Annotated in this window: 22 protein-coding genes; 14 read left to right on the top strand and 8 right to left on the bottom strand. The window is 72.3% G+C overall.

Annotated features, from left to right (window positions below; genetic code table 11):
- Positions 1–4: 4 nt before the first annotated feature.
- From P3T34_RS34395 to P3T34_RS34370, 6 genes are read left to right on the top strand one after another with little or no spacing between them, the layout of a single operon-like run.
- Complete coding sequence (locus P3T34_RS34395; RefSeq protein WP_280669964.1) at positions 5–721, top strand: FadR/GntR family transcriptional regulator; 717 nt, start codon at positions 5–7, stop codon at positions 719–721.
- On the top strand, positions 718–1863 hold the full coding sequence (gene dgoD / locus P3T34_RS34390; RefSeq protein WP_280669963.1) for a galactonate dehydratase: 1146 nt from the start codon (positions 718–720) through the stop codon (positions 1861–1863). Before P3T34_RS34395 ends, dgoD begins: the two co-directional genes overlap by 4 nt.
- Positions 1857–2720, top strand: a complete 864-nt coding sequence (locus tag P3T34_RS34385) for a hypothetical protein (protein WP_280669962.1) — start codon at positions 1857–1859, stop codon at positions 2718–2720. Before dgoD ends, P3T34_RS34385 begins: the two co-directional genes overlap by 7 nt.
- A gap of 20 nt (positions 2721–2740) precedes the next feature.
- Positions 2741–3367, top strand: a complete 627-nt coding sequence (locus P3T34_RS34380; protein WP_280669961.1) for a bifunctional 4-hydroxy-2-oxoglutarate aldolase/2-dehydro-3-deoxy-phosphogluconate aldolase — start codon at positions 2741–2743, stop codon at positions 3365–3367.
- Positions 3364–4329, top strand: a complete 966-nt coding sequence (locus P3T34_RS34375) for a sugar kinase (RefSeq protein WP_280669960.1) — start codon at positions 3364–3366, stop codon at positions 4327–4329. Before P3T34_RS34380 ends, P3T34_RS34375 begins: the two co-directional genes overlap by 4 nt.
- Positions 4330–4345: 16 nt before the next feature.
- Positions 4346–5218: an SMP-30/gluconolactonase/LRE family protein gene (locus P3T34_RS34370; protein WP_280669959.1), complete on the top strand. Its 873-nt coding sequence runs from the start codon at positions 4346–4348 to the stop codon at positions 5216–5218.
- 101 nt (positions 5219–5319) lie between these two features.
- Here P3T34_RS34370 and P3T34_RS34365 read toward each other — a convergent pair whose 3' ends face one another.
- Entirely contained in the window at positions 5320–6579 is a 1260-nt protein-coding gene (locus tag P3T34_RS34365) for a citrate synthase (protein WP_280669958.1), read from the bottom strand.
- A 118-nt stretch (positions 6580–6697) separates the two neighbouring features.
- Between P3T34_RS34365 and P3T34_RS34360 the strand changes: the two genes are divergently transcribed.
- Positions 6698–7888, top strand: a complete 1191-nt coding sequence (locus tag P3T34_RS34360) for a citrate synthase (protein WP_280669957.1) — start codon at positions 6698–6700, stop codon at positions 7886–7888.
- Between the two features lie 97 nt (positions 7889–7985).
- On the opposite strand, the gene P3T34_RS34355 is transcribed toward P3T34_RS34360, so the two are convergent.
- Positions 7986–9254, bottom strand: a complete 1269-nt coding sequence (locus tag P3T34_RS34355; RefSeq protein ID WP_280672562.1) for an acetylhydrolase — start codon at positions 9252–9254, stop codon at positions 7986–7988.
- Positions 9255–9765: 511 nt separating this feature from the next.
- Positions 9766–10590 carry a MerR family transcriptional regulator gene (locus P3T34_RS34350; protein WP_280669956.1) on the bottom strand — a complete coding sequence of 275 codons (825 nt, stop codon included), beginning with the start codon at positions 10588–10590 and terminating at the stop codon, positions 9766–9768.
- Between the two features lie 123 nt (positions 10591–10713).
- Here P3T34_RS34350 and P3T34_RS34345 point away from each other — a divergent pair, with 123 nt between their 5' ends.
- On the top strand, positions 10714–11082 hold the full coding sequence (locus P3T34_RS34345) for a nuclear transport factor 2 family protein (protein ID WP_280669955.1): 369 nt from the start codon (positions 10714–10716) through the stop codon (positions 11080–11082).
- A gap of 241 nt (positions 11083–11323) precedes the next feature.
- On the opposite strand, the gene P3T34_RS34340 is transcribed toward P3T34_RS34345, so the two are convergent.
- The 4 genes from P3T34_RS34340 to P3T34_RS34325 all read right to left on the bottom strand — a co-directional run bounded on the left by P3T34_RS34340 (position 11324) and on the right by P3T34_RS34325 (position 16490).
- Positions 11324–13453, bottom strand: a complete 2130-nt coding sequence (locus P3T34_RS34340) for an HAD-IIB family hydrolase (RefSeq protein WP_280669954.1) — start codon at positions 13451–13453, stop codon at positions 11324–11326.
- Positions 13454–13657: 204 nt separating this feature from the next.
- Complete coding sequence (locus P3T34_RS34335) at positions 13658–14602, bottom strand: carbohydrate kinase family protein (protein WP_280669953.1); 945 nt, start codon at positions 14600–14602, stop codon at positions 13658–13660.
- 32 nt (positions 14603–14634) lie between these two features.
- Entirely contained in the window at positions 14635–15525 is an 891-nt protein-coding gene (locus P3T34_RS34330) for a PfkB family carbohydrate kinase (protein ID WP_280669952.1), read from the bottom strand.
- Positions 15522–16490: a pseudouridine-5'-phosphate glycosidase gene (locus P3T34_RS34325; protein WP_280669951.1), complete on the bottom strand. Its 969-nt coding sequence runs from the start codon at positions 16488–16490 to the stop codon at positions 15522–15524. The genes P3T34_RS34330 and P3T34_RS34325 overlap by 4 nt, the downstream gene beginning before the upstream one ends.
- Before the next feature lie 195 nt (positions 16491–16685).
- Here P3T34_RS34325 and P3T34_RS34320 point away from each other — a divergent pair, with 195 nt between their 5' ends.
- The 3 genes from P3T34_RS34320 to P3T34_RS34310 are packed head-to-tail and all read left to right on the top strand — an operon-like array spanning position 16686 to position 20600.
- Entirely contained in the window at positions 16686–16994 is a 309-nt protein-coding gene (locus tag P3T34_RS34320; RefSeq protein WP_280669950.1) for a trypco2 family protein, read from the top strand.
- A gap of 7 nt (positions 16995–17001) precedes the next feature.
- The gene (locus P3T34_RS34315; RefSeq protein ID WP_280669949.1) at positions 17002–18294 is read left to right on the top strand and encodes a hypothetical protein; all 1293 of its coding nucleotides are present in this window, start codon (positions 17002–17004) and stop codon (positions 18292–18294) included.
- Positions 18291–20600, top strand: coding sequence for a protein kinase (locus P3T34_RS34310; protein WP_280669948.1), 2310 nt, complete (start codon positions 18291–18293; stop codon positions 20598–20600). The genes P3T34_RS34315 and P3T34_RS34310 overlap by 4 nt, the downstream gene beginning before the upstream one ends.
- Before the next feature lie 66 nt (positions 20601–20666).
- On the opposite strand, the gene P3T34_RS34305 is transcribed toward P3T34_RS34310, so the two are convergent.
- On the bottom strand, positions 20667–21500 hold the full coding sequence (locus P3T34_RS34305) for a hypothetical protein (RefSeq protein ID WP_280669947.1): 834 nt from the start codon (positions 21498–21500) through the stop codon (positions 20667–20669).
- A gap of 371 nt (positions 21501–21871) precedes the next feature.
- Between P3T34_RS34305 and P3T34_RS34300 the strand changes: the two genes are divergently transcribed.
- Genes P3T34_RS34300 through P3T34_RS34290 form a run of 3 tightly spaced genes read left to right on the top strand, consistent with a single transcriptional unit; the run spans position 21872 to position 25553 of the window.
- Positions 21872–23251: a hypothetical protein gene (locus P3T34_RS34300; protein ID WP_280669946.1), complete on the top strand. Its 1380-nt coding sequence runs from the start codon at positions 21872–21874 to the stop codon at positions 23249–23251.
- Positions 23248–24366, top strand: coding sequence for a CHAT domain-containing protein (locus P3T34_RS34295; RefSeq protein WP_280669945.1), 1119 nt, complete (start codon positions 23248–23250; stop codon positions 24364–24366). The genes P3T34_RS34300 and P3T34_RS34295 overlap by 4 nt, the downstream gene beginning before the upstream one ends.
- Positions 24363–25553, top strand: a complete 1191-nt coding sequence (locus P3T34_RS34290; protein WP_280669944.1) for a hypothetical protein — start codon at positions 24363–24365, stop codon at positions 25551–25553. The genes P3T34_RS34295 and P3T34_RS34290 overlap by 4 nt, the downstream gene beginning before the upstream one ends.
- The last annotated feature ends 3 nt before the right edge of the window (positions 25554–25556 follow it).

Raw genomic sequence — 25556 nt, 5'->3', positions numbered from 1 at the left:
CGTCATGAACAACCCGGTACGGGGCCTGCACGGGCAGGCGGTCGACATGATCGGCGAGCGGATCATCCGCGGCAGGTACGCCCCGGGCGACTCGCTCTACCCCGACCAGATCGAGCAGGAACTCGGCGTCAGCAAGACCGTCGTGCGTGAGGCGCTGCGGGTCCTGGCGTCCAAGGGACTGATCGACTCCCGCCAGAAGCGCGGCACCTTCGTACGACCGCGCGCCGACTGGAACCTGCTGGACAGCGACCTACTGCGCTGGCAGGGCCTGGGGATCCCCGACGCGACCTTCCTCGACAACCTCGGCGAGGTCCGCAGCATCGTCGAGCCGGCCGGGGCCAGGCTGGCCGCCGAACGCCGTGACGAGGCCGACCTCGCCGCGCTCTCCGACGCGCTCGAACGGATGGCAGCCGCCGGCAGCGACGCCGATGCCGTGGTCGAAGCCGACCTGGCGTTCCACCGCGCACTACTGGCCGCCGCCCACAACGAGCTCCTCACCCGGATGGAAGTGGTGATCGAGGCCGGCCTGCGGGTGCGCGACCACATCGTGCACGGCGCCGACCACTGGGCCGATGCCGTCCCCGCCCACCGGGCGGTGCTGGACGCCGTACGCGCCCGGGAGCCGGAGGCGGCCGCCCGCGCCGTCCACGACCTGCTCGACCAGGCCGCCGCCGACCTCCACCACCTCATTGACGACAGCAACCCGGGGGAAACCGGATGAAGATCACATCGCTGGAGACGTTCCTCGTCGCACCGCGCTGGCTGTTCCTGCGTGTCGCCACCGACGAGGGCATCACCGGCTGGGGCGAACCCGTCGTGGAGGGCCGCGCCGAAACCGTGCAGGCGGCCGTCCACGAACTCGCCGACTACCTGGTCGGCGAGGACCCGCTGCGCATCGAGCACCACTGGCAGGTCCTGACCAAGGGCGGCTTCTACCGCGGTGGCCCGGTGCTCTCCAGCGCTGTTGCCGGTATCGACCAGGCGCTCTGGGACATCGCGGGCAAGACCCACGGCGTTCCGGTCCACCAGCTGCTCGGCGGCCACGTCCGCGACCGGGTGCGGATGTACGCGTGGATCGGCGGTGACAGCCCCGCAGATGTCGCCGAACTCGCCCAGGCCCAGGTCGACGCCGGCTTCACCGCCGTCAAGATGAACGGCTGCGCGCAGCTGCGCCCGATCGACACCCCCGCCCAGACCCAGGCCGTCATCGACCGCGTCGCCGCCGTCCGCGAGGTCCTGGGCAACGACCGGGACGTGGCGATCGACTTCCACGGCCGGATGTCCAGCGCCATGTCCCGCCGACTTCTGCCCCTGCTTGAGCCGCTGCACCCGATGTTCGTCGAAGAGCCCGTCCTCCCCGAACACGCCCGCGACCTGCGCCGAATCGTCGACTCCACCACCGTGCCACTGGCCGTGGGTGAACGGCTGTACTCCCGCTGGGACTTCCGCGACGTCCTCGCCACCGGCATCGCCGTCGCGCAACCGGACGTATCGCACGCCGGCGGCATCTCCGAGGTCCGCCGCATCGCCGCCCTCGCCGAGGCTCACGACGTCACGATGGCGCCGCACTGCCCGCTCGGCCCGATCGCCCTCGCCGCCAGCCTCCAACTCGCTTTCGCCATGCCGAACTTCCTCATCCAGGAACAGAGCCTCGGCATCCACTACAACCAGGGCAACGACCTGCTGGACTATCTGCTCGACCCCGAGCCGTTCCGCTTCACCGACGGCCACGCCGCGCGGCCGACAGGTCCAGGACTGGGCATCGAGATCGACGAGAACGCCGTACGCCGCGCCGCCGAAAGCGGCCACCGCTGGCGCAACCCCGTCTGGCACCACCAGGACGGGTCGTTCGCCGAATGGTGACCGACCTGCCGCTGACCGACCTGCCGTTGACCGACCTGCCGCTGACCCTCCGCACCGACCCGGCCCACGGCGGCCGGTGGACCTCTCTGCGGGCCGGCGAGCGCGAATGGCTCTGGCGCCGCCCCGACCCGGCCCGCGCCATCGCCCGTCCCGGCGACCCGTTCGTCGACGCCGGCGGCCTGGAGGAGTGCGTCCCCACCGTGCGCGGCACCCCTGACCACGGCGACGCCTGGTCCCGGCCCTGGCGGCGCGACGGCGACACCGACCTCGTGGAGTGCCCCGACTTCGTGCTGCGCCGACGTATCGAGAGCGGGCCAGCCGCGCTGCGCGCCGTCTACGAGCTGCACGCCGACCCCGGCTACCGCTTGCTGTGGGCAGCCCACGCACTGCTCGACGTCACACCGAAAGCCCGCCTGACCGCGCCTGATGCCACACCCACCCGGCTCTTCCCCGAGGCGGCCGAACTGCTGCAGCAGCCCTGGCCCGCCGGCGCCCACCACGTCACCGGACCATGGCCGGCGCCCCATGGCCTGCGCCTGGACCACCTCGGCCCCGACGACGGCACCGCGGTCGGCGCGATCCTCACCGACTGCGCGAGCGTGACGGTCACCGACGGCCCCGACACGCTCACCTTCTCCCTGCACGCCGACGCCGACATCCCCGTCTCCGTCGCCCTCTGGCGCAACCTGCGCGGCTTCCCGGCATCCGCCCCCTACCGGAGCATCGGCGTCGAGCCCATGCTCGGATCGGTCTTCGACCTCGCCGAGGCCGGGCCCGGCGACGCCGCGACGGTGCCACCCGGCGGCACGCTGCACTGGGAACTGACGGTCACCGCGATCAGCACCCCCACCCCCTGACCGACAAGGGCCCCACTCCCGTGAACCTGACCGAACTGCCGTACCGGACACTGGCCATCGTGCGCGGCACCGACCGCGACGCGGCGCTGCGCACCGTCCTCACCCTCGCCGAGGAGGGCATCACCGCAGCCGAGGTGTCCCTCACCACCCCCGACGCCCTCTGGGTGATCACCCGGGCCCGCCGCGAACTCGGTCCCCGGGCCACCCTCGGCGCCGGCACCGTCCTGACCGGCGAGGACGCCGCCCGCGCCGCCGACGCCGGCGCGAGCTTCCTCGTCACTCCGGGCCTCGGCAAAGACCTGCGCCGCAGCCCCAGCCACGAACTCCCTCTGCTGATAGGCGCGCTGACACCCAGTGAGGTGATCGCCGCGAACGAGAACGGCGCGCTCGCCGTCAAGCTGTTCCCTGCCTCCCTGGGCGGCCCCGGCTACCTGAAGGCCCTGCGCGACCCCTTCCCCACCGTGCCGTTCGTGCCCGTCGGCGGCATCGACGCCGCCGCGGCGCTCGCCTACCTCGCCGCGGGCGCGGTCGCCGTCGGCGTCGGCTCACCGCTGGTCGGCGACGCCGCCGACGGCGGAGACCTGGACGCGCTGCGCGAGCGCGTCGCCCGCTGGCGCACCGCCCTGACCGAGGAGGTCGCGGCATGACCGGCAGGTCACCGCTCGATGTCGTCACCGTCGGCGAGACCATGGCCGCGCTGCGCGCCACCGGCCCGGTCAGGCTCGGCGCACCGATGCAGCTGTCCGTCGCGGGCGCCGAGGCCAACGTGGCGATCGGCCTGGCCAGGCTCGGACACCGCACCGGCTGGGTCGGACGGGTCGGCGACGACGAGTTCGGCGCACTCGTCCTGCGCACGCTGCGCGCGGAACAGGTCGACGTCAGCCACGCGCGACTCGACACCGACGGCCGACCGACCGGCCTGCTGGCCCGTGAGGACCGGATCGCCGACCTGGTCAGCGTCGCCTACTACCGCGCCGGATCGGCCGGATCGGCCCTTCGGTCCTCGGACGTCCTGCCTGCCCTGAACCCCGGTGTCCGCATCCTCCACCTGACCGGGATCACCCCCGCCCTGAGCGCCGACGCGGCCGAGGCCGCGCGCGCGGCGGCCGCCAGGGCCGGCGAACTCGGCATCACCGTCTGCCTCGACGTCAACTACCGTGCCCGCCTGTGGTCACCGGCCGAGGCGCGCAACGCCCTGCTGCCACTGGCCCGGCTGGCCGATGTGCTGGTCGCCTCCGCCGACGAACTGCACCTGGTCTCCGAAGACCCGTCCCTGCCCGAGCAGGACGCGATCGCCGAGCTGCTCGCGCAGGGACGCCGCGAGGTGGTACTCACCAGAGGCGGCGACGGCGCGAGCGCCACCACGGCGCACGGGACCGTCAACACGCCCGCCCGCCGGGTGCCCGTGGTCGACGTGGTCGGGGCCGGCGACGCCTTCGTCGCGGGCTACCTCTCCGGCCTGCTCGACGGACTCGACGTCGAAGGCCGCCTCCACCGGGCCACCACCACCGGCGCCTTCGCCGTCGCCAGCCGCGGCGACTGGGAAGGCCTGCCCACCCGCCGCGACCTCGCCCTCCTCGACCAACCCGCCGGCACCACCCTTCGCTAGCCTTCCGGGAGTTCCCATGACCGAGTCCCACCAGATCGAGGTGTGGGCCGCCGGCGACCACGAACTCGGCGAAGGCGCCCGCTGGATCGACGGACGACTCGTCTACGTCGACATCCTCGCCGGCCGCCTCCTCGAAGTCGCCGACCTCCCCGGCCCGCGAACTCCACGCGAAATCACCCGCCTCGACATCCCGCTGGGGGCCGTCGCCCCGGTCAGCGGACGCCCCGGCCACTGGATCGCCGCCGCCGGCACCGGCATCGCCCTACTCGACCCCGACGGCGGCGTCGACTGGCTCGCCCGCCCCGAAGACCGATCCCTCGTCCCCACCAGGATGAACGACGGCGCCTGCGACCCGCACGGCCGCTTCTGGGCATGCAGCATGGCCTACGACGCCACCCCGGGCGCCGGCTCCCTCTACCGCACCGACCCCGACGGCTCCGTCCACCGCGTCCTGGACGGCATGACCGTCGTCAACGGCCCCGCCTTCAACAGCACGGGAGACCTCCTCTACGTCGCCGATTCCGCCGCCGGCGTCATCCACCGCTGCACCCTCGACCCCGACGGCAACCCCACCGGCCGCGAGGAGTTCACCCGCCTCGCAGCCGGCGGCTCCCCCGACGGGATGACCACGGACGCCGACGGCTGCCTCTGGGTCGCCATCTGGGGACACGGCACCGTGCACCGCTACCACCCCGACGGCACCCAGCTGGCCACCCTGCACCTGCCCACCCCCCAACCCACCTCCGTCTGCCTCACCCCGACCGGCGGACGCCTCCTCATCACCACCGCCCGCCACGGCCTCACCAACCCCGGCAGTCAGGACGGATCCGTGCTGAGCCTCCCCGTCGAGGCCACGGCCCCGCCCGCCTGGGCCTACCAACCGCAGTAACTCGGGTGACTGCCTGGCACATCGGTTCGACGGCGTCAGCTCGGCCAGCTGCTCGGCCATCAGCTCGGCCAGCTGCTCGCCAGGCCGCACCGAGAGCACGATCACGCAGGCCGCTCCCCCACGTAGAGGCCGCGCGGCCGGTGCCGGACCACCGGGGCCTGGTACTCCTCCAGGGCGTGCGCGATCCAGCCCGCGCTGCGGGCCACCGCGACCACGGTCTCGGTCGCGTCCGCCGCCATCCGGCTCTGGTACGCCAGCGCCGCCAGCGCGAAGTCCGAGTTGGGGAAGGTGCCCAGCCGCTCCCGCGCCGCGTCGACCAGCGCCCGGACCACCGTCCACCCGCCTCCCGGGTCGGGCAGCGGCTCGACCAGCCGCAGCAGGGCCTCGGCGCGCGGGTCGGCCGTCCGGTAGAGCGAGTGCCCGAAGCCCGGTACTCCGCCCTCGCCGCGCAGCCGTTCGGCCAGCACGCCCAGCGGGTCGCCGCCGGCCACCGCGTCGGCGATCAGCCGGTGGGCCAGCGCCCCAGCGCCGCCGTGCATCGGCCCGTCCAGCACCGCGAGCCCGGCGGTGACCACGGCGTAGGGGTGCGCGCGAGTCGAGGCGGCGATCCGGGCGGCGTACGTCGAGGGCGCCACGTCGTGGTCGGCCAGCAGGATCAGCGCGCCGTCCAGTGCCCGCAGGCCGTCCGCGCCGGGCGCCTGGCGGGTCAGCCGGGGCCAGAGCAGCTCGGCGATCGGTGCGTCCTGGCGGTCCTCGCCCTCCGCGAGCCGGGGCAGCGCGGCGACCATGGTCGCGATCAGGGTCCGGGTGGTGGCGATGACGCCGGCGGGCTGGATGTCGAAGCGCAGCGGGTCGGTGACGGCCGCCGCGATCACCCCGGCCTGCAGCCGGTCGACCGCCCGCGCCCGGGCGGGCAGCACCTCGGCGGCGGCCCGGGCCGCGGCGAGGGCGGTCGCCGCGGCGGTGAAGCGGGCGGCCGGCACGTGCCGGCCGCTCCACAGCCACTCGGCCACCGTCTCGAAGGAGCCGGCGGCGAGGAAGTCGGTGACATCGCGGCCGCGGTAGCAGAGCCGGTCGCCCTCGATCAGTGTCAGGCCGGTCCGGATCGGCTCCGCGGCGACGCCGGTCCCGCGCCCGCCCGCGCCCCGCCCGCCCCGGGCCGCCAACGCCTCCACGCCGGCGGCGGGATACCGGCTGCCCTTGCCGTCGGGCGCCCGTACCCGGTCCAGCAGGCCGCGGCTGACGTAGGCGTACAGCGTCTCCGGCTTGACGCCCAGCCGTGCGGCGGCCTGCTGGGTCGTCAGCATCGGCTCGCCGTCGTCGCCGTCATCGCTCTCGGATCGCCGTCCTGCTCCTGCCATGCTCGCCGCTCGCTCTCCACATTGATTCAATCAACATTGACAAGGATCGACCATATGGACGAGATTCGCAACTACCGCGACGTACCCGACCCACCCGATCCACCCCGAGGAGCCAGCCATGAGCAACCCCACCCTCACCCCCGGCAGCCGTGAGATCACCACCGTCGACGTCCCGCGCGGACTCAGCGGCGTCGTCGTCACCGAGACCCGGATCGGCGACGTCCGCGGCCGCGAAGGCTTCTACCACTACCGCCAGTACTCGGCGATCGACCTCGCCGAACAGCGCGGCTTCGAGGACGCCTGGCGGCTGCTGCTGGACGGCGCGCTGCCGGTCACCGCCGCCGAGCGTGCGGCCTTCACCGCCGAGACCGTCCCACCGCGCCGGCTGCCGGACGCGCTGCGCCCGCTGCTCGCTCCGGTCGCGCACAGCGTCGCGGCGGACGGGCCGCTGGCCGGCCTGCGGGCGCTGCTGCCGGTCGCGGCCGCGCTACGCGGCAGCCGTCCGCTCTACGACACCGACCCGGCCGGCCGCCGGGCCGACGCGCTGTACGTCAGCGCCCTCGCACCGACCCTGATCACCGCGCTCTACCGGGTCGGCCAGGGTCTGGAGCCGGTCGACCCGCGCGAGGACCTCGGCTTCGCGGCCAACTACCTCTACATGCTGACCGGGCAGGAGCCGCGCCCTGAGCACGCCCGGGCGATCGAGCAGTACCTGACCTCCACCATCGACCACGGCTTCAACGCCTCCACCTTCACCGCCCGGGTGATCGCCTCCACCGGCGCCGACCTGGCCGCCTGCGTGGTCGGCGCGCTGGGGGCGCTCTCCGGCCCGCTGCACGGCGGCGCCCCCAGTCGGGCGCTGGACACCCTGGACGCGATCGGCACCCCGGACCGCGCGGAGCGGTGGGTCCGCGACCGGGTGCTGAGCGGGGAGCGGATCATGGGCTTCGGCCACCCCGTCTACCGCACCGAGGACCCGCGCTCGCGGATGCTGTGCGCGGTGGCGCAGCGGCTCGGCGGCGGCTTCGCCGACCTCGCCGTCCAGGTCGAGCGGCACGTCCTGGACGCGCTGGAGGAGCTCAAGCCCGGCCGCGAGCTGTTCACCAACGTCGAGTACTACGCCGGTGTCGTCATGGACCAGTGCGGCGTCCCGCGCGAGATGTTCACCCCGACCTTCGGGGCCGCCCGGATCGTCGGCTGGTGCGCCAACATCCTGGAGCAGGCCGAGGACAGCAAGATCATCCGCCCCGCCGCCCGCTACACCGGCCCGACCCCGCCGCAGCCCCTCCCGCCCCTGGCATCAGCCTGATATGACGTCAACCGCGGGGCCCGCCACCGCCGCACGGACCGCCGCGGTCCCGGGTACTCACGGGTACTTACGGGTACTCACGGGCACTCACGGGCACTCACGGGAGGAACGTCACCGCCGGGAAGGCCGGGGAAGGCCCGTCGAGCAGGTGCCCCCGACGGTGGCCGCGCAGGTGCTCGTCGAAGAACGCGAGCGGGTATGCCTGCTGGATCTTCACCCCCTCGTCGGGATCGAGGGTGCCGATCGTGCCCTGGAGCTGCTGCCCGCTCCACCCGAGCAGCTTCGCCACCTGTGGGAACAGCGCCTCGTTGTCGCCGTACGACACGTGGACGGCACCCTGGGCCTGGATGTTCAGCCGCCAGCCCCGCAGGAACGACCAGAACTGGGCGGCGGCCGGATCCTGGGCCCGGGTGAACACAGCGGTCATCATCATGAACGGCCGATCTAGCTCCCCGGAGAGCGGCGGATTCATCTCCATCGGGCCGTCCAGGCTCAGTCCGGCCCGGATGCGCTCGTCCTCAAGCGTCGCGCAGGCGGCGGCGGACCCGCCCTTCGACCAGCCGAACGCGCCCATGCGGTGGGGGTCGAGGCCGCCGAGCAGCCCGGCCGGCAGCTCCCGCCGATCGACGTCCGGATTGCACCCGGCGGCGAGCTGCTCGACGCAGTCGAGGAGGAAGCGGAGGTCTGCGGCGAAGTCCCTCGGTGCGGTGGGGGCCTTCGGATCGCCACTCGGAACGGCAATCCGGCCGTCGGGGAACTCCGCGTAGGTGTCGTAGGTGTGAGCCACCGTCACGACCGCGTATCCGTGGCTGGCAAGCTCTTGGACCATGGTCGTGTGGTCGCCCTGGTGGCTGTGCGCGCCGTGCGCATACACCAGGACGGGCAGCCGCCGGCCCGACCGCAGCACCGGGGCACCCACGTGGCCGGAGGTGAACGGCGCCAGGTCGGCCAGGGCGCTGAACCCCACGTCGGCGAGGAACGCCGTCAGCGCGCCGGCCGGCATCCAGGGTGCCACCGGGTACCGCTCGACGTCCCGGGCGGGGTACCAGACGGTGGCCATCAGCTCGCGGAAGTGCCCGGGGCCCGCGATGTCGTCCGGGCGCGACCGGTCGACGAGGTGCAGCTGGACCGTGCCCACCGGGTACGGCCCGGTGGGCACGGGCAGCGTAAGCCGCGCGGGGATGGGGGCGGGGGTGGGCGCGGGGGTGGGGGTGGGCGCGGGGGCGGGCGAGCCCGGAGCGGCCGGGGCGCCCGGGTCCGCCCACGCGGGGCCGGCGACGGTGGCAAGCGGCACGGCAGCCCCGGCGGCCAGCGCGGCTCCCAGCATGTGGCGGCGCGTCATGGCCTTCCGACCGGTGAACGGCATGGTGGTCACGGCCCCTCCTTTATGACGGATCGTCAATCGTGCCGCTACGGCCAGTCCGTGGGCACAGGGCAACGCTGTCACGTATCCCTCCGTCCAACATCAGCCCACAGAACGATCACTCGCGCGGCATCCGCCCACAGGTTTACATCCCGGGGCTGATGCGGTCGGCGCTCCACAGCAAGCGGCGGGTCGCTGACGCACAACAAAAGGCCGCCCCCGCATCTCTGCGGGAACGGCCTACGACCAGCGTAAGCGCCGATCGGAACGCCAGGGTGCGGACCTGCGACCCCTGACCCCGTAGCGAATTTACTTTCTTCCCGCTGAAGGGCCGGGCAAGAATTTCGCGATCACGAGTCGCAGAAGAGCACTCCCACCTTACTGATCTGCATATTTACTCCTCGCAGTAGTCCTGCCGGCCAGTTCTTCCGGCACACTCCAGGATACTCCGCAGAATTCACATTCGGGCCCACTGGGAAAAGTCACCACGGAACGATTAATGATATTCGCGCTGCTAGGCGGTGGTCCCGGTGGCGAAGACAGGCCAGCCGATCTCGGTCCGCCAGGCTCCCTCGTCGACGGTGTCGCCAGGGCCGACCAGGTAGTACTCGCGCAGTGGCCCGTCGACAGCCACTTCGTGCTCGGCGACGTGGGCGGCGAGGGTCCCGTACGCGCGGTCGATCTCGTCGTGCGGACCGCAGTGGACGATGGTGGCCAGCTCGGCGGCGGGCACGGTCGTCGGCGTGACGCGACCCATGGGCCGGACCCGCCCGTGGCATGGAAGGAAGACGGTCGCCCGACCGTGCTCGTCCGCGAACAGCTCGTCCGCGAATATTCCACCCGCGGGACCTTCCGCTCGGACGCCCTGGGCGGCCAGCGTGGCGTGCAGTTCTCCCAGCGCCCCCTGGTACCACAGCAGGGCGTCGGTGACGCCGATGTCCTCGCTGATCGCCGCGGCGGGCGTCGCAGGCACGCTGCGGTGCCCGATCACCGCCGGTGCGGCCCCGTGCTCGAGCAGGTCGCGCAGTGACGCCACGGCCTGCTGCGTTCGGGCCAGGCCGGCCTCCATTCGGGCGAGGTGGGCCGCGATGAGGTGGTCGCGGGTCCGCAGGTCGGGCGCGGACAGCACGGCCTGGATGTCGTCCAGCGGCATGTCCAGAGCCCGGAACCGGCGGATCACCTGAGCTGCCGGGATCTGCTCGGTCGCGTAACGGCGGTAGCCGGTGTCCGGGTCGACGTCGGTCGGCTCCAGCAGGCCGATCTGATGGTAATGCCGCAGCGTTCGAATGCTCAGGTGCGTCGCCTTGGAGAAGTCACCGATCATCAGCGCGTTGCTCATCTCCTCATTCTCAACCCTCCAGTGATGTGAGGGTCAACGCGACCTCGCGGCCTTGACCCTCCCATGGCGGGAGCGGTGAGCCTGGGCCATGGCAGACCGGAGCCGATAGAGAGGATCCCCGCCATGTCCAGCGTGACAACCGACCTCCCCGCCGTCGTGGCCGAGCACATCGCCGCGGTCAACGCCTTCGACACCGAACGTATTGTGGCGACTTTCGCCCCCGACGCCTACGTCAACGACAACCGGCGCGAGATCTGGGGCACCGACTCGATCCGCAGGTTCATCGACAAGGAGTTCGTCGGTGACCACGTCACCATGGAGGTCCGCGAGGTCATCGACCACCACGGCGACATCATCGTGCGCGCCAAGTACGACGGCGACTACGACAAGACCAACCTGCCCGAGGTGCTGGTCATGACCAGCTACTTCGCCATCCGCGACGGCAGGATCACCAGCCTGACCGTCATCTTCAACCAGCCCTCCCCGTACTGAGCGTCCCAGGGAAAGACGACGTGATTCACGTCCCGATTCACGGCGTGGATCGAGCTGACGGACCGGCTCGGCCATCAGCGCTGGGTAGCACAGGGCGGCGACTGGGGGGCGCTTGTCAGTTCGGCGATCGGGCGGAGGTGCGCGCTCTGCTGCCGGGGTCGATTCGGGTATGACGTTTCCGGGCACGGCGTGTCTCAGCAACGATTCGCATTCGCGAGCAGGGCGGCCGCGTCGCCCGTGGTCATCCACGGTTGGCAGCAAGCGCGTTGGTGTCACGCGAGTGGGATCGGCCAGGGCCGTGGGGGCTTCGCCGAGGGGCAGCGTGGCCGCGGATGGCGGCGGTGATGTCAGCGGCCCAGTCCGCGGGGTGGTGGTGTCCGAGGAGGTCGGCGAGGCGTTCCAGGCGGGTCCGGCGTTCTTCGGGGCCGAGGGTCAGGGCTTGGTGCAGGGTGTCGACGAGGTCGGCGGGTGAGTGGGGATCGGTGAGGAGTGCCGCGCTGCCGAGCTGGGAGGCAGCACCGGTGTGGCGGGAGAGCACCAGCACGCCCGAGCGGTCGACAGCGCGCTGGGCGGCGACGAACTCCTTGGCCGTCAGGTTCATCCCGTCCTGCAGGGAGGTCACCCAGAACACGTCGGCCGCCAGGTAGTGGTCGATCACCTCGGTGAACGGCAGACTGCGGGGCAGGTACTCGATGGGTCGCCAACCGGCGCCGCCCCAGGCGCGGTTCACCTCGCTGATGCGGCGCTCCAGCAGCAGCCGGGTCGCGTCGTAGGAGGTGATGCCGGGCTCGGGAGGTGGGCACACCAGGCGGAACCGCAGCCGTCCGCGCAGCTCCGGGCGGCGGGCGAGCAGCGCGGCGATGGCCTCGACCTTCTGCACGGGGGCCTTGGCGTAGTCCAGGCGCTCGACGGAGAGCACCAGTGCCCCGTCCGCCGGGCCGTCCTGGGGCCGGCGGGCACGGGCCAGCGCCGCGATGACGTCGCGGTCGATGCCCAGCGGATGGACGCCCACCCGGGGCGGACCGGGCACGTCGGCAAGGGCTCGGCGGAAGTGCTCGGCGAAGGCCTCGGTGTGGAATCCGGCCCAGTCCAGGCAGGCCAGCGAGGCCAGGATCTCCTGGGCGGTGGGGAGCGCGGCGAAGACGTCCGGCGGCGGAAAGGGGGTGTGGTGGAACAGGCCGACCCGTAGGTCGGGGCGGGCCGGGCGGAGCAGGCCGGGGACGAGCCACAGGTTGTAGTCGTGCAGCCAGACGGTGGCGCCCGGTGCGGCGCGGGCGCTGATGTGCTCGGCGAAGCGGGCGTTCACCTCGCGGTAGCGGGTCCAGGCCTCGGGGTCGAAGCGCAGCTGCTGGGGCTGGGACATCAGCACCGGCCAGAGCGTCTCCTTGCAGGCCCGATGGAAGTACCCGGCCCACTCGGCGGGGCTCAACTGCACGAAGGACAGCGGCAGTCCGGTGTCGTGCCGTTCCAGGGGAGCCGGGTGCGCGTCAGGCTCAAGGACTGCTGCGGTGCTCCAGACGGCCTGCGGGTTCGCGGTGAACAGGCTGCGCAGCGTGGGCAGGATGCCGTTGGGGCTGGCGGGTGGCCGCCAGCCGTCGGGGGTCCAGTGCACCGGTGGCCGGTGGTAGCCGACGACGAGCGGGTACTCGCGTTCCACCCAGCCGAGCTTCTGCAGGGCCGACAGGATGCCGGCGGCGCCCGGCTGGTCGGGCCTGTGGACCCTCTCGTGCTCGGGCACAGCCTTGAGCAGGGCGGGCTCCGCGTTGCCGACGATCACGCCGTGTGCGCCGTGTGCGGCGAGGTCGAACAGCGACAGGTCGTTGAGCGAGTCGCCGGCGACCAGGATCGACGACATCGGCCAGTGCTGCTCCGCGGCCAGCGCCGCCAGCGCAACGCCCTTGCTCGCGCCCGGCGGTAGGACGTCGAAGTAGCGGTCCGCGGAGTACAGCCAGGTGCAGCCCAGGGCTCGCACGGAGTCGGTGAGCTCCTCGGTGAGTCGTTCGGGGCGCAGGTGGAACGAGCAGCGGCCGTCCTGCGCCACACCGTGCTGGTATGCCAGGCCTGGGAGGTGCCCTAACGCGGCGCGGACCCGCCCTGCTCCGGGCCAGCCCCTGCGCAGCCTGCGCTGCAGGGCTTCGGCCGGGGTCAGGTCCGCGCCGTCGATGATGCTCGCCCCCACGTCCGCGATGATCCATCGCGGCCTCGGCACCAGCGGATCCCGCAGCACCTCGCGTACCGAGGGCAACCCGCGGCCGGTCGCGAACACCACGGCCACCTCCGGGTGGCGGGCCAGCGCGGCGTGCAGGCGGCGACGGTCGGCCCGGTCGCCACCCAGCAGTGTGCCGTCCAGATCGGTGACCAGGATCCTCATCCGTTGCCCCCTTCGGCGAGGCGGGGCTGAAGCCCGGGGCTGAAGCCGCACCCGCGCCCCCTCGCGTATCTCCACGTGGAGATACGCCCCGGCGACTGGGCCGGAGCGCATCTCAGGTCAGGATCATCGGACGTTAACACGAACCGATCACCGAGTGAATGGTCAGCGCCACTGTGGGCAACGACAGGGGCGCTACTCGGCCGGTCAGCGGCGAGGGACGCGGGCCAGCCACTGCCGCAGCTCAGCGGAGTAGAGCGCGTGACTGGAGCCCGGGCCGGCGGTGGCCGCCGCGCCGCAGGCGACAGCGGTGGCGAGGCAGTCGGGAAGCTCCTTGCCCGCGAGGAGGGCGTGCACGAAGCCGGCGTTGAAGCAGTCACCGGCCCCGGTGGTGTCCACGACGTCGACCGGGACTGCGGGGACGTCGTACCGCTTCCCGCCCTGCACGGCGCTGGCCCCCTCCCCGCCGCGCTTGACGACCACGGTGCGCACGAGTCCGGCGAGGACGTCCAGAGCGTCGTCCACCGTGGTGGTGCCGGTCAGTCGCAGAGCCTCGTCGGCGTTGGGGGCGAAGACGTCCACCTCCGCGAGGACCTCGCGCACCGTCGGGGTGTCGAGGGTGGCCGGCATGTCCTGGCAGTCCATGAACACCTGAGTGCCGAGCCGACGGGCAACCAGCAGAGAAGCCTGCACGGCTTCTCCGTACTGGAGTTGAGGAAACATCAGCACCTCGGGGCGGTGCTCGCGCAGCAGCTCGGCGAGCGGCGGCGCCGACGCCACGCATGGGTCCTGATAGCTGACCATGGCCCGGTCGCCGGGATACGACAGCGCCACCGTGACACTGCGCAGCGGGACCGGGTGGTGGCGGAAGCCCGCCTCGTCCAGGCCCTGCGCGCGGGCTGCGGACAGGACCAGCGAGCTGAACAGGTCGGTGCCGAAGTCGGTGGCCCACACCACGTCGTGGCCGAGCCGATGCATGGCCATCGCCGGCGTGAAGGCCCCACCGGGCAGCAGGTCGAGCGCCCCGGCGAAGACCTCGGTGCCCGGCCGGACGGGCCGCGCGAGTTCCTGGAAGATCAGATCGGCGAAGTAGGCGCCTACGACCAGCACTTCGCGACCTCGCTGCTCACGTGCGTCGACGTCCGCTGTCATGTGTCCGCTCTCCTGGAGTACTACTACGACAACTACGCTGGGCGGCCGCCCACCGTGGTGACGGCTGTTGCGCCTGCTCGGCAGCCGGCGGTGGTGGCTTCGGTGAGGTCGGCGCCGCCCAGGCGGGCCGCCAGGAAGGCGCCGCTGAAGGCGTCGCCGGCGCCCGTACTGTCGACCGCCGAGGCGGGGACGCCCGGGATCCGGGCCACCACCGCGCCGTCGCGGGCGGCGAGGGCGCCTTGCGGGCCGAGCTTGACCACGGCCTCGCCGTAGGTGGCGCTCAGTTGTTCGGCGGCCGTGGCCGGGTCGGCTGTTCCGGTCAGCAGTCGGGCCTCGGCGAGGTTCGGCAGGAGCAGCTCGGCTCCGGCGATGGCCGCCAGGAAGGCGGCGGGGCCCAGGCGTTGGAGGAAAGCCGTGGAGGCCGGGTCGACGCTGATCGGCAGGCCCCGGGCGTGGGCGGCCGCGAGGGCGAGGGCGGCGAGGCGGCGGCCTGGTTCCGCGAAGAGGAGGTAGCCCGAGAGGTGCAGGCGGCCGGCGTCCTCCAGGAGCGCCGGGTCCCAGTCCTCGGGGCCGAGCCGGGCGGCCGCGCCGCTGTCGGTGACGAAGGTGCGTTCGGCTGCGGCGTCCACCAGGGAGATCACCACGGCCGTCGGCAGCTCCGGATCGAGCACCAGCTGCGGCTGGACGCCCGTGGCGATCAGTTCGGCCCGGTGCCAGGCCGCGGAGTCCGCGCCGACCCGGGACAGCAGGCGCACCTCGGCTCCCGAACGCGCGGCCCACGCGGCCGTGTTGGCGGCCGAGCCGCCAGGCCGTACCGTCGTGCGGGCGGCGTTGTCGGTGTGCGGGGTGAGCGCCGCGCCGTGCAGGGCGACGACATCGGTGACGACGTCACCGATGACCACAAGAGCGCCGCCGGCCGTCACCCCTGCGTCCCGGCCCGGTCCGCGGCGATCTCGGCCCAGTGCGCGGCGATCTCGGCGCCGAGTCGCACATTGCCGCGCACGGCCGCCAGGTTGGCCTCCAGCGAGGCGCCAGCGGTGTGCTCGGTGAGATAGGAGAGCAGGAACGGTGTGGCCGCCTGCCCCGTGGCGCCCGCGCGCTCGGCGGCCGCGAGCGCCTCGGCGAGCACCTGGTCGTGCAGCTGCGGGTCGAGCTGCTCGTCCTGGGGGACGGGGTTGGCGACGATCAACGCCGAGTCCAGGCCGCCGAGTTCGTCCTGTGCACGCATCACGGCCGCCACCTGCCCGGCGCTCTGCACCGTCCAGTCCACCGGCCGGCCCGAGCTCGACAGATAGAAGCCAGGGAAGTCGGCGGTCCGGAAGCCCAGCGTGCTGACGCCCAGCGTCTCCAGGCGCTCCAGCGTGGCCGGGACGTCCAGGATCGACTTCACCCCCGCGCACACCACCGTGATCCGGGTGCGGGAGAGCAGGCCGAGGTCGGCGGACTCGTCCTGGCTGGTCACCCAGTCGCGGTGCACCCCGCCCAGCCCGCCGGTGGCGAAGACCCGGATCCCGGCGCGGGCAGCCAGAAACGCCGTGCCGGACACCGTCGTCGCCCCGCTCGCGCCGGTCGCGACGGCCGGCGCGAGATCACGGAAGCCCAGCTTGCGCAGCGAGGGGTCGTTGGCGACCCGCTCCCGCTCCGCCTTGCCGAGCCCGACGTGCGGGACGCCGTCCAGCACCGCGACGGTCGCCGGGACGGCGCCGGCCGCCCGGACGATCTCCTCCAACTCCGCCGCCACACCCAGGTTGCGGGGCCGGGGCAGGCCGTGCGCGATGATCGTCGACTCAAGGGCGACCACCGGTCGGCGGCTCACCAGGGCGTCGCGCACCTCCTCGGACAGGCGCAGCAGGCGGGACGACGGCGGGGGCGGGACGAGTTCGGTCATCCCCTATTCCTGGCGAGCGGATGGGCATGCCAAACCTCACCCGGTTCGTCCAGCAGACCCCGCGTGGCGCAGGCTCTGACCTCTGCCCCGCAGTCGGGCGGCGATCTCAGAACAGGGGCTCGGGACTGGAGCGATCGAACTGCCGTGCGCTGCTACTGTGTTGCCCCGATCAGTGGACGTGGCCAAGGGGACTCAGTGGCAGAGCAGGCGTGGACCGGTCTGGCCGAGGCGATCAGCGCTATCCGCGCGGAGCTGACGGCGGCGATCGAGCCGGACGCGGGGCTGCGGTTCCGGGCGGGCACGGTGGAGTTGGAGCTCAGCGTCGACGTACGCACCGAGGCGGACGGCAAGGTGAAGGTGCGGGTGTTCCCGGGGCTGGGCGCGGACGGCGGAGTGACGCAATCGGCGGGCACCACGCAGCGTTTGAAGCTGGTGTTGCAGCCGGTCGAAGCGGATGGAACGGACCAGCTGATCGGGGCGTCGGCGAGCAGTCGGCCGCTGTAACCCACCAATGGACTCTTCGCGGCTGGTCGAGGTCTTCTGCGAGGCCGGCGGCACCGTGGGCACGGGGTATCTGACCACCGGCGACACGGTGTTGACCGCCTGGCATGTGGTGCGCGCCGCCGGGCCGTCCGGGGCGGTCGAGGTCAGGGTGCTGGCCAGGCCCGGCGAGCGGGCCGAGTGGCGCCGGGCGATCGTGGCGTGGCCCGCGTCGGCGGCATCGGGCGGAGCGGTGGACGCCGCACTGCTGGTTCTTGAGGACGCCGGCGCAGCCGGGGACCTCGCGCCGGTGCGCTGGGGCCGGATCAGCGGCGACCAGCCAGTGGCGGTCACCGGGCTGGGCTTCGCCGAAGTCGCGAGCGAACAAGTACCGGGGGCCGGCGCACGGCGGCGCGACACGCTGCCACTGCGCGGCCAGCTCGATCCGCTGGCCCACGCCAAGTCGGGAGACCGCCAGGTGCTGCTCGGACTGACCGGCCCGCTGGTGCCGGCCCGCCGAGCGGACGGGGCGTCACCCTGGTCCGGAGCGTCCGGCGCCGCGCTGTTCGCCGACGGCACCGACGTGCTGCTCGCAGTGGTCGCCGCGGATCACGAACTGACGGCCGACGCACGGAGTCTGCTGGCCGTCCCGGTGACGGCACTGGCCGAGGCCGAGGGTTTCAGCGCCGTGGCCGGCTCGCACGGCATCGAGCTCGAACTCCTGCGGGTGGACGCGGCGAGCGTGCGGGCGGCGGGGCTGGCGCACTCGGCCCTCGCGGCGGCCGACGGGCTGGAGGCGGCCGTGGTCTCGGCCGGCGCGCAGCGCCGTTGGGCCGCGCTGGACAAGCTCTGCACCGACCTGGAGCTGATCCACCAGGACTACCTCCTGATGTTCGAGTCCATTCTCGAACAGGCCCCTGACGCCTGGGAGTCGGGCACGCCCGGGTTCGCCGAGCGGGTCCGGGAGACCGCCACCCGGCTGCGCCGGCTGCGGCTGACCTACGAGGCGGTCCGGGTGCGGGTCCGGGTCACGGCGCAGAGCTTCCGGCAGGTGGTGCTGCCGCAGTGCGAGGGGGACTTCGTCGAGGCCGTGGTCGCGTACTTTCCGACCGGCGAGCTGCGCAGTGACGAGCTGACCGGCGAACTGGTGACCTCGGGCACGGCCGTGCTCGACCATCTCTACCGCTCGCTCGACGGCGAGCTCGGCCAGGAGCTCGGCACGCTGCTCCGAGACACGCTGCGGTTCCACCGGCAACGCTGGGCAGAGCTCTGCGCGGCCCACGCGGCCATGCAGATATCCAGGGGAACAGAGGGATTGATATGACTGTCTTCGTCGACCCGTTCGCCGGTGACTACTTCGCGGCAGCGCTCCACACGGCGCGGTCGCTCGGGCGGGCTCGAGCGAGCGAGCGGATCGGCCAGTACGAGATCATCGGGGAGCTCGCCGGGCCGCATGCGACGATCAAGGTGGGGCGTAGGGGTGACGGCAGGCTGACGGCCCTCAAGGGCTTCCGGTCCGAGGCCGCGGTGACCGCACTGCGGCTGGCGACCCGTCAGAACGAGGCCCTGCGAATGATCCAGTACGGCTACGGCGGCCTGCTGCCGATCGAGGAGAGCGTGAGCCGGTTCACCGGCGGTTCGATCACCTATCTCTGCATGCCGTACTGCCAGGGTGGCAGCCTGCGCGACCGCATGGCCGCCGGTGGTGTATCCGGTGGTATATCCGGCGGTATCCCCGTGGCCGAACTGGCCTACCACGCACTGGCGGTCGCCTGCGCGATGGCGCGGCTGCACGGACACGGCATGGTGCACGGCGACATCAAGCCCGAGAACATCCTGTTCGGCCACCATGGCGACGAAATCCTTGGGCGGCCCGCCAGTTGGCAGACCTGGCTCTGCGACCTGGAGACCATGGCGGCGACCGGTCGGCCCACCAGCTCGCGCATGACGCCCGCGTACGCGGCGCCGGAGCAGGGCGCCGGCGCCCTCGCGGCCCCGGCGATGGACGTCTGGGCCTGGGGAGCGAGCATCCGGGACGGCCTCGCGGCCGCCGGGCCGGCCCGGGCCGAGTGGCAGTGGCTGCGCGACCTGGTGGAGCGTGCGCTGGCGGCCGTGCCGGCGGACCGGCCCGGCGCGCAGGAGATCATCGACACCTTCGCCCGCCACCTGGCCTTCGGGGACCAGCGCGGCGCGGCCATCGGGGCCGGCGCCGGTGCCGTGGCACGCTACCCCCTGGACTCGATGCCCGCGCTGCTCGACTCCTTCGCCCGCCGTGCGGACGTCCACCTCGTCACCGCGAGTCTCGGCTGGGCGGCCTGGCTGCCCGAGTGCGGCCGCCTGTACCAACTGCAGACCGTGCCGGCACTGCTGCGCATCGAGGAGCTCTCCGGGCGGGTCCTCGGAGACCCGGCGGATCCCTCCTCGGCCTGGGCCGCGCTGCGCCGGCGACCCAAGTCGGCCACCGTCCCCGCAGGAGCCGGCGCCGGCGTGACCATCGGTCAGCTGTCGTCGGCGATAGGGCACTCCACCGAAACGAGCTCGATGCCCCGCGGCGTCGCCCTGACCTTCGTGCGGCACCTGACCACCGCCCTGGTGGAACTGGTCGAGAAGACCGGCGGGCGGGCCGAGTTGGAGCGGCTCGATGCGGTGACGCGGGCCTGGGAGTCACTCGGGGAGTTCGCCGCCGACGCGGACCAGGCGATCCTCGCCCAGGCCTGGCTGAGCCTGGACGACCTCGAACGCGCGCTGCCCCACATCCGGCGCTCCTACACTGCGGCCCCGACCAACCCCTCGGCCAGGGCCGCGATGCGCCTCTACTACCTGCTGACCGGCGACAGCGCCACGGCAGCGAAGGTCGCCCTGCAGCCCGATCCCAGCCAGGATGGCGCACTGGTCGTGCGCTGGCTGACGCTCGCCCTGCGGGACCTGCTGGAGGCGGGGGATCTCAAGGAGCTCGGAGCACTGCTCGACCTGCTGCCGGACTCCCGGATCGACACCGTCGAACTCATCCGCTGCGTATGGGCCGGACGGCTCGGGAGGCTCAGGTCCGATCCCGAGTGGCCCGGCCTGCGGGAGCACTTCTCGACCGTGGCCGGCACGATCTCGGTCCAGACGCTCCGCTATCTGGTGGAAGCCGCGTACCAACGCGGCGAGCTCGACTACGCCCGCCGCCGAGCCGCCGTCGGGCGGACCCTGCCGGCCATACGGCTGCCGGTCAACCACCAGGACCGGGCCGCGATCGAAGCGGTGGCCCTGGGTCGGGATCCGGCGGAGCGCGGGCTGACGGCGCGACTGGAGAACCGTGCGGAGCTGTGGGCGGCCGACGGCCGGCCCGAGGACGACCCGCTCACCGGGATGAGCCTGGAGGCCGCGCAACGCTGGGTGGACGGCGCGGGACGCACCGCCGTCCGGGCGGAGGCTCGGGAGCTGGTGCGGCGCAGCGGGCTGCTCCTGGCGGACCGTGCCGAGCTGCGGCGCAGCGAGCGGCACTGCGCCGCCTGCCGCACCGGGCGACCGGTCAGCGAGCTGGCGGTCTGCGGGGCCTGCCACCAGGTGTTCTGCTCGCGCTGCGCCAACCCCGCCAAGCCCGGCCGGCGCTGCAGCTGCGGCGGCGACCTCGCGCATCCGTGATCGTCAGTCGGTGGATCGCACCTGGCGGAACGCGGTGCGGATCGTCTCCAGCTGCACATGGGCGGCTCACGGGAACGTCTCGAAGGCGGCCACCGAGCCCCCGATGTTTGCCAGCAGGTCGGACACCTGCTGCGCGTTCCCGGGGGCGGTGGGGGATGCCAGCGCGGCGGCGGGGAAGACCGCCAGCCACGCACTGGCGGCGAGCAGGGCCCCGCCGTCGTACTCCTCGGCGTGCGGGCGGGTGTCGTCCAGCGCCTGCCGGCTCTGGGCGAGACGACGCAGCACCCCTTCGAGGTCCAGATCGGGGAAGAACAGCACCGAGACGCGCAGCGGGTAGGTACGCCCGGGTACGGTCGGGTCGAACGGGGGTGGCTGCGCGTAGACCAGCTTGTACAGCCGAGGCCACTCCGCTTGGAGTTCCTCGTAGTTGGCGACCTTGGCGCGGGCCAGCAGATCACTGAGCTCATCGGGGTCGAGAAAGGCGAAGTTGCTGGCGAAGTCGGTCTGTGAGAGGCCCGAGAGGTCCTTGGCGGAGAAGGATTCGAGGGCGCCCTCATTCAGCGCGACCCTCGCCGTGACCACGGTGTCCAGCACCAGGTCGATCCAGAGCGGCGGCGCGACGGCCGGGATCTCCACGACGGCCCGTGACTGCTCGACGTCCGGCAGCAGCTTCTCCCACGTCCCACGGACCGTCACCGGCGCGCTCACCGGCACCTGGAAGTGGGTCGCGGTGATCTCCACCGAGTCAACGAACCGCACTTCGAGCGGGCTCGGGTCGTAGACCGACGCGAGTAAGGACTGCAACCGCTTCCGGTTCAAATCGTCCGGGGGCTCCAGGAGCTGCTGCACCTGCGTGGTGACCAAGTACCGGATCATCAGCTGGTCGGAAAACCCGTTCATGTCGCTTCCCATGCGCAGAGCACCAACTCCGCGGCGCAGCAACTCCGTAGAGCAGCAACTCCGCAGAGCACGGACTCTCACGAGGGCACGCCGGGCCGGGCCGGTGAATCGGGAGTCGGGTCGGATCAGGTCGGTCGGGCACCAGGCACACGACACACCACTCATGCGGTGTCCGGAGGGCACAGACGGGCGACGCTCCGGACCAGGTTCTGCTCTCACCACACTACGCCGTTTGAGTGAAAAGTAGGTCAGAAAACAGTGGCGACAGTCCAGGCCGCGCCGCATGCTGGAGAGGGAAGGGCCAGCGGTGAGGTGGTCTGGTGATGATCAGTGCAGCGGAGAGCGCGGAGATCCGTAGGCTGGCAGAGCTCATGGCCGATGCCAAGCGCCAGGACCCACCCCGTGCCTTTCCGGTCTTCCTCGGTGGCCAGCAGAGCTCGGACCTCGGGGTCCCGACCTGGGCGGAGATCGGTCGCAGCGTGTTCCAGCGGCTCGCCACCCGCAGCCGTCCGATGCTGAGCAAGCTCCCCGGGGACTGGCCGCAGTCCTCGGACGAGCAGGTGAGTACGACCTTTGCCGCATGGTTACGCGAGCGCGGCCCGATGCAGCGGTACTCGGTGCTGGAGCCGTTCTTCCGATCCGTCCCGGTCCCGCTCTACTACCGCGACCTGGCCGAGCTGGTGGCCGCCTCCTACGTCCGCTGCGTACTGACCGTCAACATCGACACCCTGTTCGAGCAGGCGCTGGACAGCGTGGGGTTGCGTCGGGACACCGACTACGCGGTGATCGTTCCGGGGCACGACGACTGTGCGTCACCCCGGGCCGGGCCCACGCCGCCGATCACCGTCGTCAAACTGCTGGGCGACGTCGGCCACAGCCTGCTGCCGATCGGTGGCACGGAGCTTGGCACAGAGCTTGGCAGGGAGCTTGGCACGGAGCTTGAGGAGACGCTGCGCACGGTGGACACCCTGTGCCTGCCGCAGCCGCCCGGCGACCTGATCGTGGTGGCGCATCAGATCGCCGATCCGCCGCAGCCCATCGACGAATGGCTGACCCGGTGGCCGAAGGGCGACCTGTGGTGGGTGTACCCGTCGCCCGACCTCGAACGGCTCGCACCGCTGATGGACTCCCGGGCGGTCACCCTGCTGGACGGCGAGGAAGCGGGGCGGCCCGGTGGGTTCTTCGGCCGGCTCAATCTGCACCTGATCAGGCTGCCCGCACTCTCCGTCGCGGACGCCCTGCCGGACGACCCCGAGGCGCTCAGCCGGGATCAACTCGAGTACCAGTACTACAAGGGCCAGCTGCTCAAAAGCCGAGCCGTCAGCTTCGCGCTCCAGCAGAAGCGGGTTCCGGGCGTCGTCGAGGAGCCCCTGGAGCACCGGGTGCTGTACCAGCAGCAGGTGGAGGCGGATCTGGAGGACCGTTTCCGCTCTGCCCAGCCGGACGTTCGACCTGGGCTGCTGGACTCGGTGGCCCACCTGCTCGGGGAACTCGTCGCGCAGGTGGCGGAGGAGTCCGGGCCCGGTCGGCAGGCACTCCCCGAGCCCTCGGCCGTCGCGTTCCTCCGGGCCCAGGCCGCGGCCGCCGAGCAGGAGGCCGGGGCGGCCAGTCCCGATCTGGGGGTGGTCCGCGGAGCTCTTGAGGCGGCGCGCACCTGCGCCAGGCAGTCGCTCGGCGACTCGGTGCCGCGCACGGTCATGGAGCGGTTGACCGCCGCGTCCCGGGAGTTCGACCTGGAGAGGTCGTCATGAACGCGGCCGTCCACATCCTGGTGCTGCCGACCGAGACCGGCAGCATCGATCTGGCCCAGTTCTACCTGCTCCGCCACGACACCTGGCACGACGTACCCCTGGCCACCCTGCCGAAAGTCGGACTCGGCAACGTGCGCAGCGGCGTGGAGCAGACCCTGCGGAACGTCGCGCACAGCACGGCGGAGGGCAAGGGGGCCGACGCGAAGAGCGCGCTCGCAGACAAGTGCGTCGAGTACTGGAACATCCTCGTCCCCGACGCCGTCCGATCGGCGGTGGCCAGAGCGCTGGACGAGCAGGACGGCCCACCCGATCTGCTGTTCCACACCCACACGACGCTCGAGTGGATCCCCTGGGAACTGCTGAACGACGGGACCAACTGGCTCGGCGTCAGCTGTCGGGTGGCACGCCTGCCGATCGTCCAGAACGGGCCCGCTGTGGCAACGACCCATCCGGTCCAGAATGCCTGCAACTTTCTCGGCCAGCAGGTGATCGCGGCCGACGCCACCGCGTTGTACGAGCAGTGGGTGAGCACCTTCGAGGCCGTGGCGGCCTCCGGCGGCACCGTCCAGCAGTTCCCGAGCAGCGGCCTCACCGACTACCCGACGCTCGACGATCTCAAGCGGGCGCGCGGCGCCGACATCATCCACCTCACCTGCCACGGGGCACTGGACTACGAAGGCAGGCCGATTCTCCGGCTCGACCCGGAGGATGAGTTCCTCGGCAATATCAACGCGGGCACAACCGAGCATATGAAGTTCGCCTCCCCCGGCCCCCTCGTCTTCGCGAACGCCTGCTCGTCGGCGGCCGGTGCGGCGCAGGGGAACCCGACGGTGAATGTTCAACCGGGGCTCGGGGCGAGCTTCTTCGATCACGGGGCCTCCGCCTTCGTGGGGTGCGTCGCGCCGGTGGACAGGGGCGTGGCGATGCGGTTCGCGGCCGCCTTCTACCAGCACCTGCTCGCGGACCGGCTGCCCGTCGGCGAGGCACTGCGCCGGACCAAGGAGGACTTCGAGCGCGCCGAGGCCGATCCGTCCTGGCTCTTCTACTGCCTCTACGGCTCCCCGGCCGCCTGCTTCGTGCCGCCGCCGGTCCCGAACGGGGACACGGCGTCGTGATCGAGGCCGAGGAACTGCGCCTGCGTGAGTACGACGCGAGACTCCGGGTCGCACGACTGCGGCAGGAGGCGTACGGCCCGGACGCCGAGGGGGACCTCGACGAACTCGCCCGCGCCGAGCACGACCTGTCCGTGCTCGCGGCGCAGAGCGCGGCCGCCCGGACGAAGGACGCCGTCGTTCTCGATACCCGTGACTCCAGCGGCCTGCTCGGTGCGGCCTCCACCGGGCTGGAGGCGACGGCCCGGGTGCGGATGTCCCATGTCCCGACCGCCTTCTGCCACCTGCTCGACGTCCGGGAGAGCCCGCTGGTGACGATGAGCGTGCACCGGACCAACGAGCGCGAGACCAGGCGGCTGCGCGTGAGCTGCACGGTCGAGGGCTACTCGGCGGCCGCGATCGACACGGTCGAGCTCGACTCGGGCAGGACCCGCTCGATCGACCTGCTGCCGACCTTCTACCCCAGTGCGCTGGCGGCGGTCACCGAGCTCACCCGTGCCACCGTCTCGGTCCGCGTCGAGGATCTCGACACCCGGCTCACCGAGGTCGAGCGCACCACGCCGATCTGGCTGCTCGCCCGGGACACCGCCCCGACCCAGACCCTGGACCCCTCGACCGGCGCCGTGGTCGACCTGACCCGCTATCTCGGTGCTTTCGTCACCCCCCACACGCGCGAGGTCATCGCCTTCACCCGCCAGGTCGTCGAGCGGCACCCCGACCGCATGCTGCTCGGCTACCAGGGCTCGGCCGAGGCCGTCGAGGGCCAGGTCCGCGCCGTCTACGAGACGCTGGCAGCGGATCAACGGATGGCCTACGTCAACTCGGTGATCTCCTACAACCCCGAGGAGGGCGCGGCCGGCCAACGCGTCAGGCTCCCCAGGGAGAGCCTGGAGCACGGTCTGATGAACTGCCTGGACGGCACGGTGCTCTTCGCCAGCGTGCTGGAGAACCTTTCCCTGCAGCCCGAGATCGTGCTGGTCCCCGGTCACGCGCTGGTGGGGTGGCTGAGCTGGCCGGACACCGGGAGCTGGGCGCACCTCGACACCACCGTCATGGGCCCCGACCGGTACGAGAGCGCCCGCAAACGGGGCGATCAGGTGGTGGCCAGGTACAGCGCCGGCGACGGTGCCCTCGTGCGGCGGTGGCCGATCCGCCGGCTTCGGGGCATGGGCATCACCCCGATGGAGTGAGCG

It is taken from the genome of Kitasatospora sp. MAP12-44 (genome assembly GCF_029892095.1).
Classification (GTDB): Bacteria; Actinomycetota; Actinomycetes; order Streptomycetales; family Streptomycetaceae; genus Kitasatospora.
The sequence above is the reverse complement of the archived record's forward strand: the minus strand, read 5'-3'. Positions and strand labels throughout refer to the sequence as shown.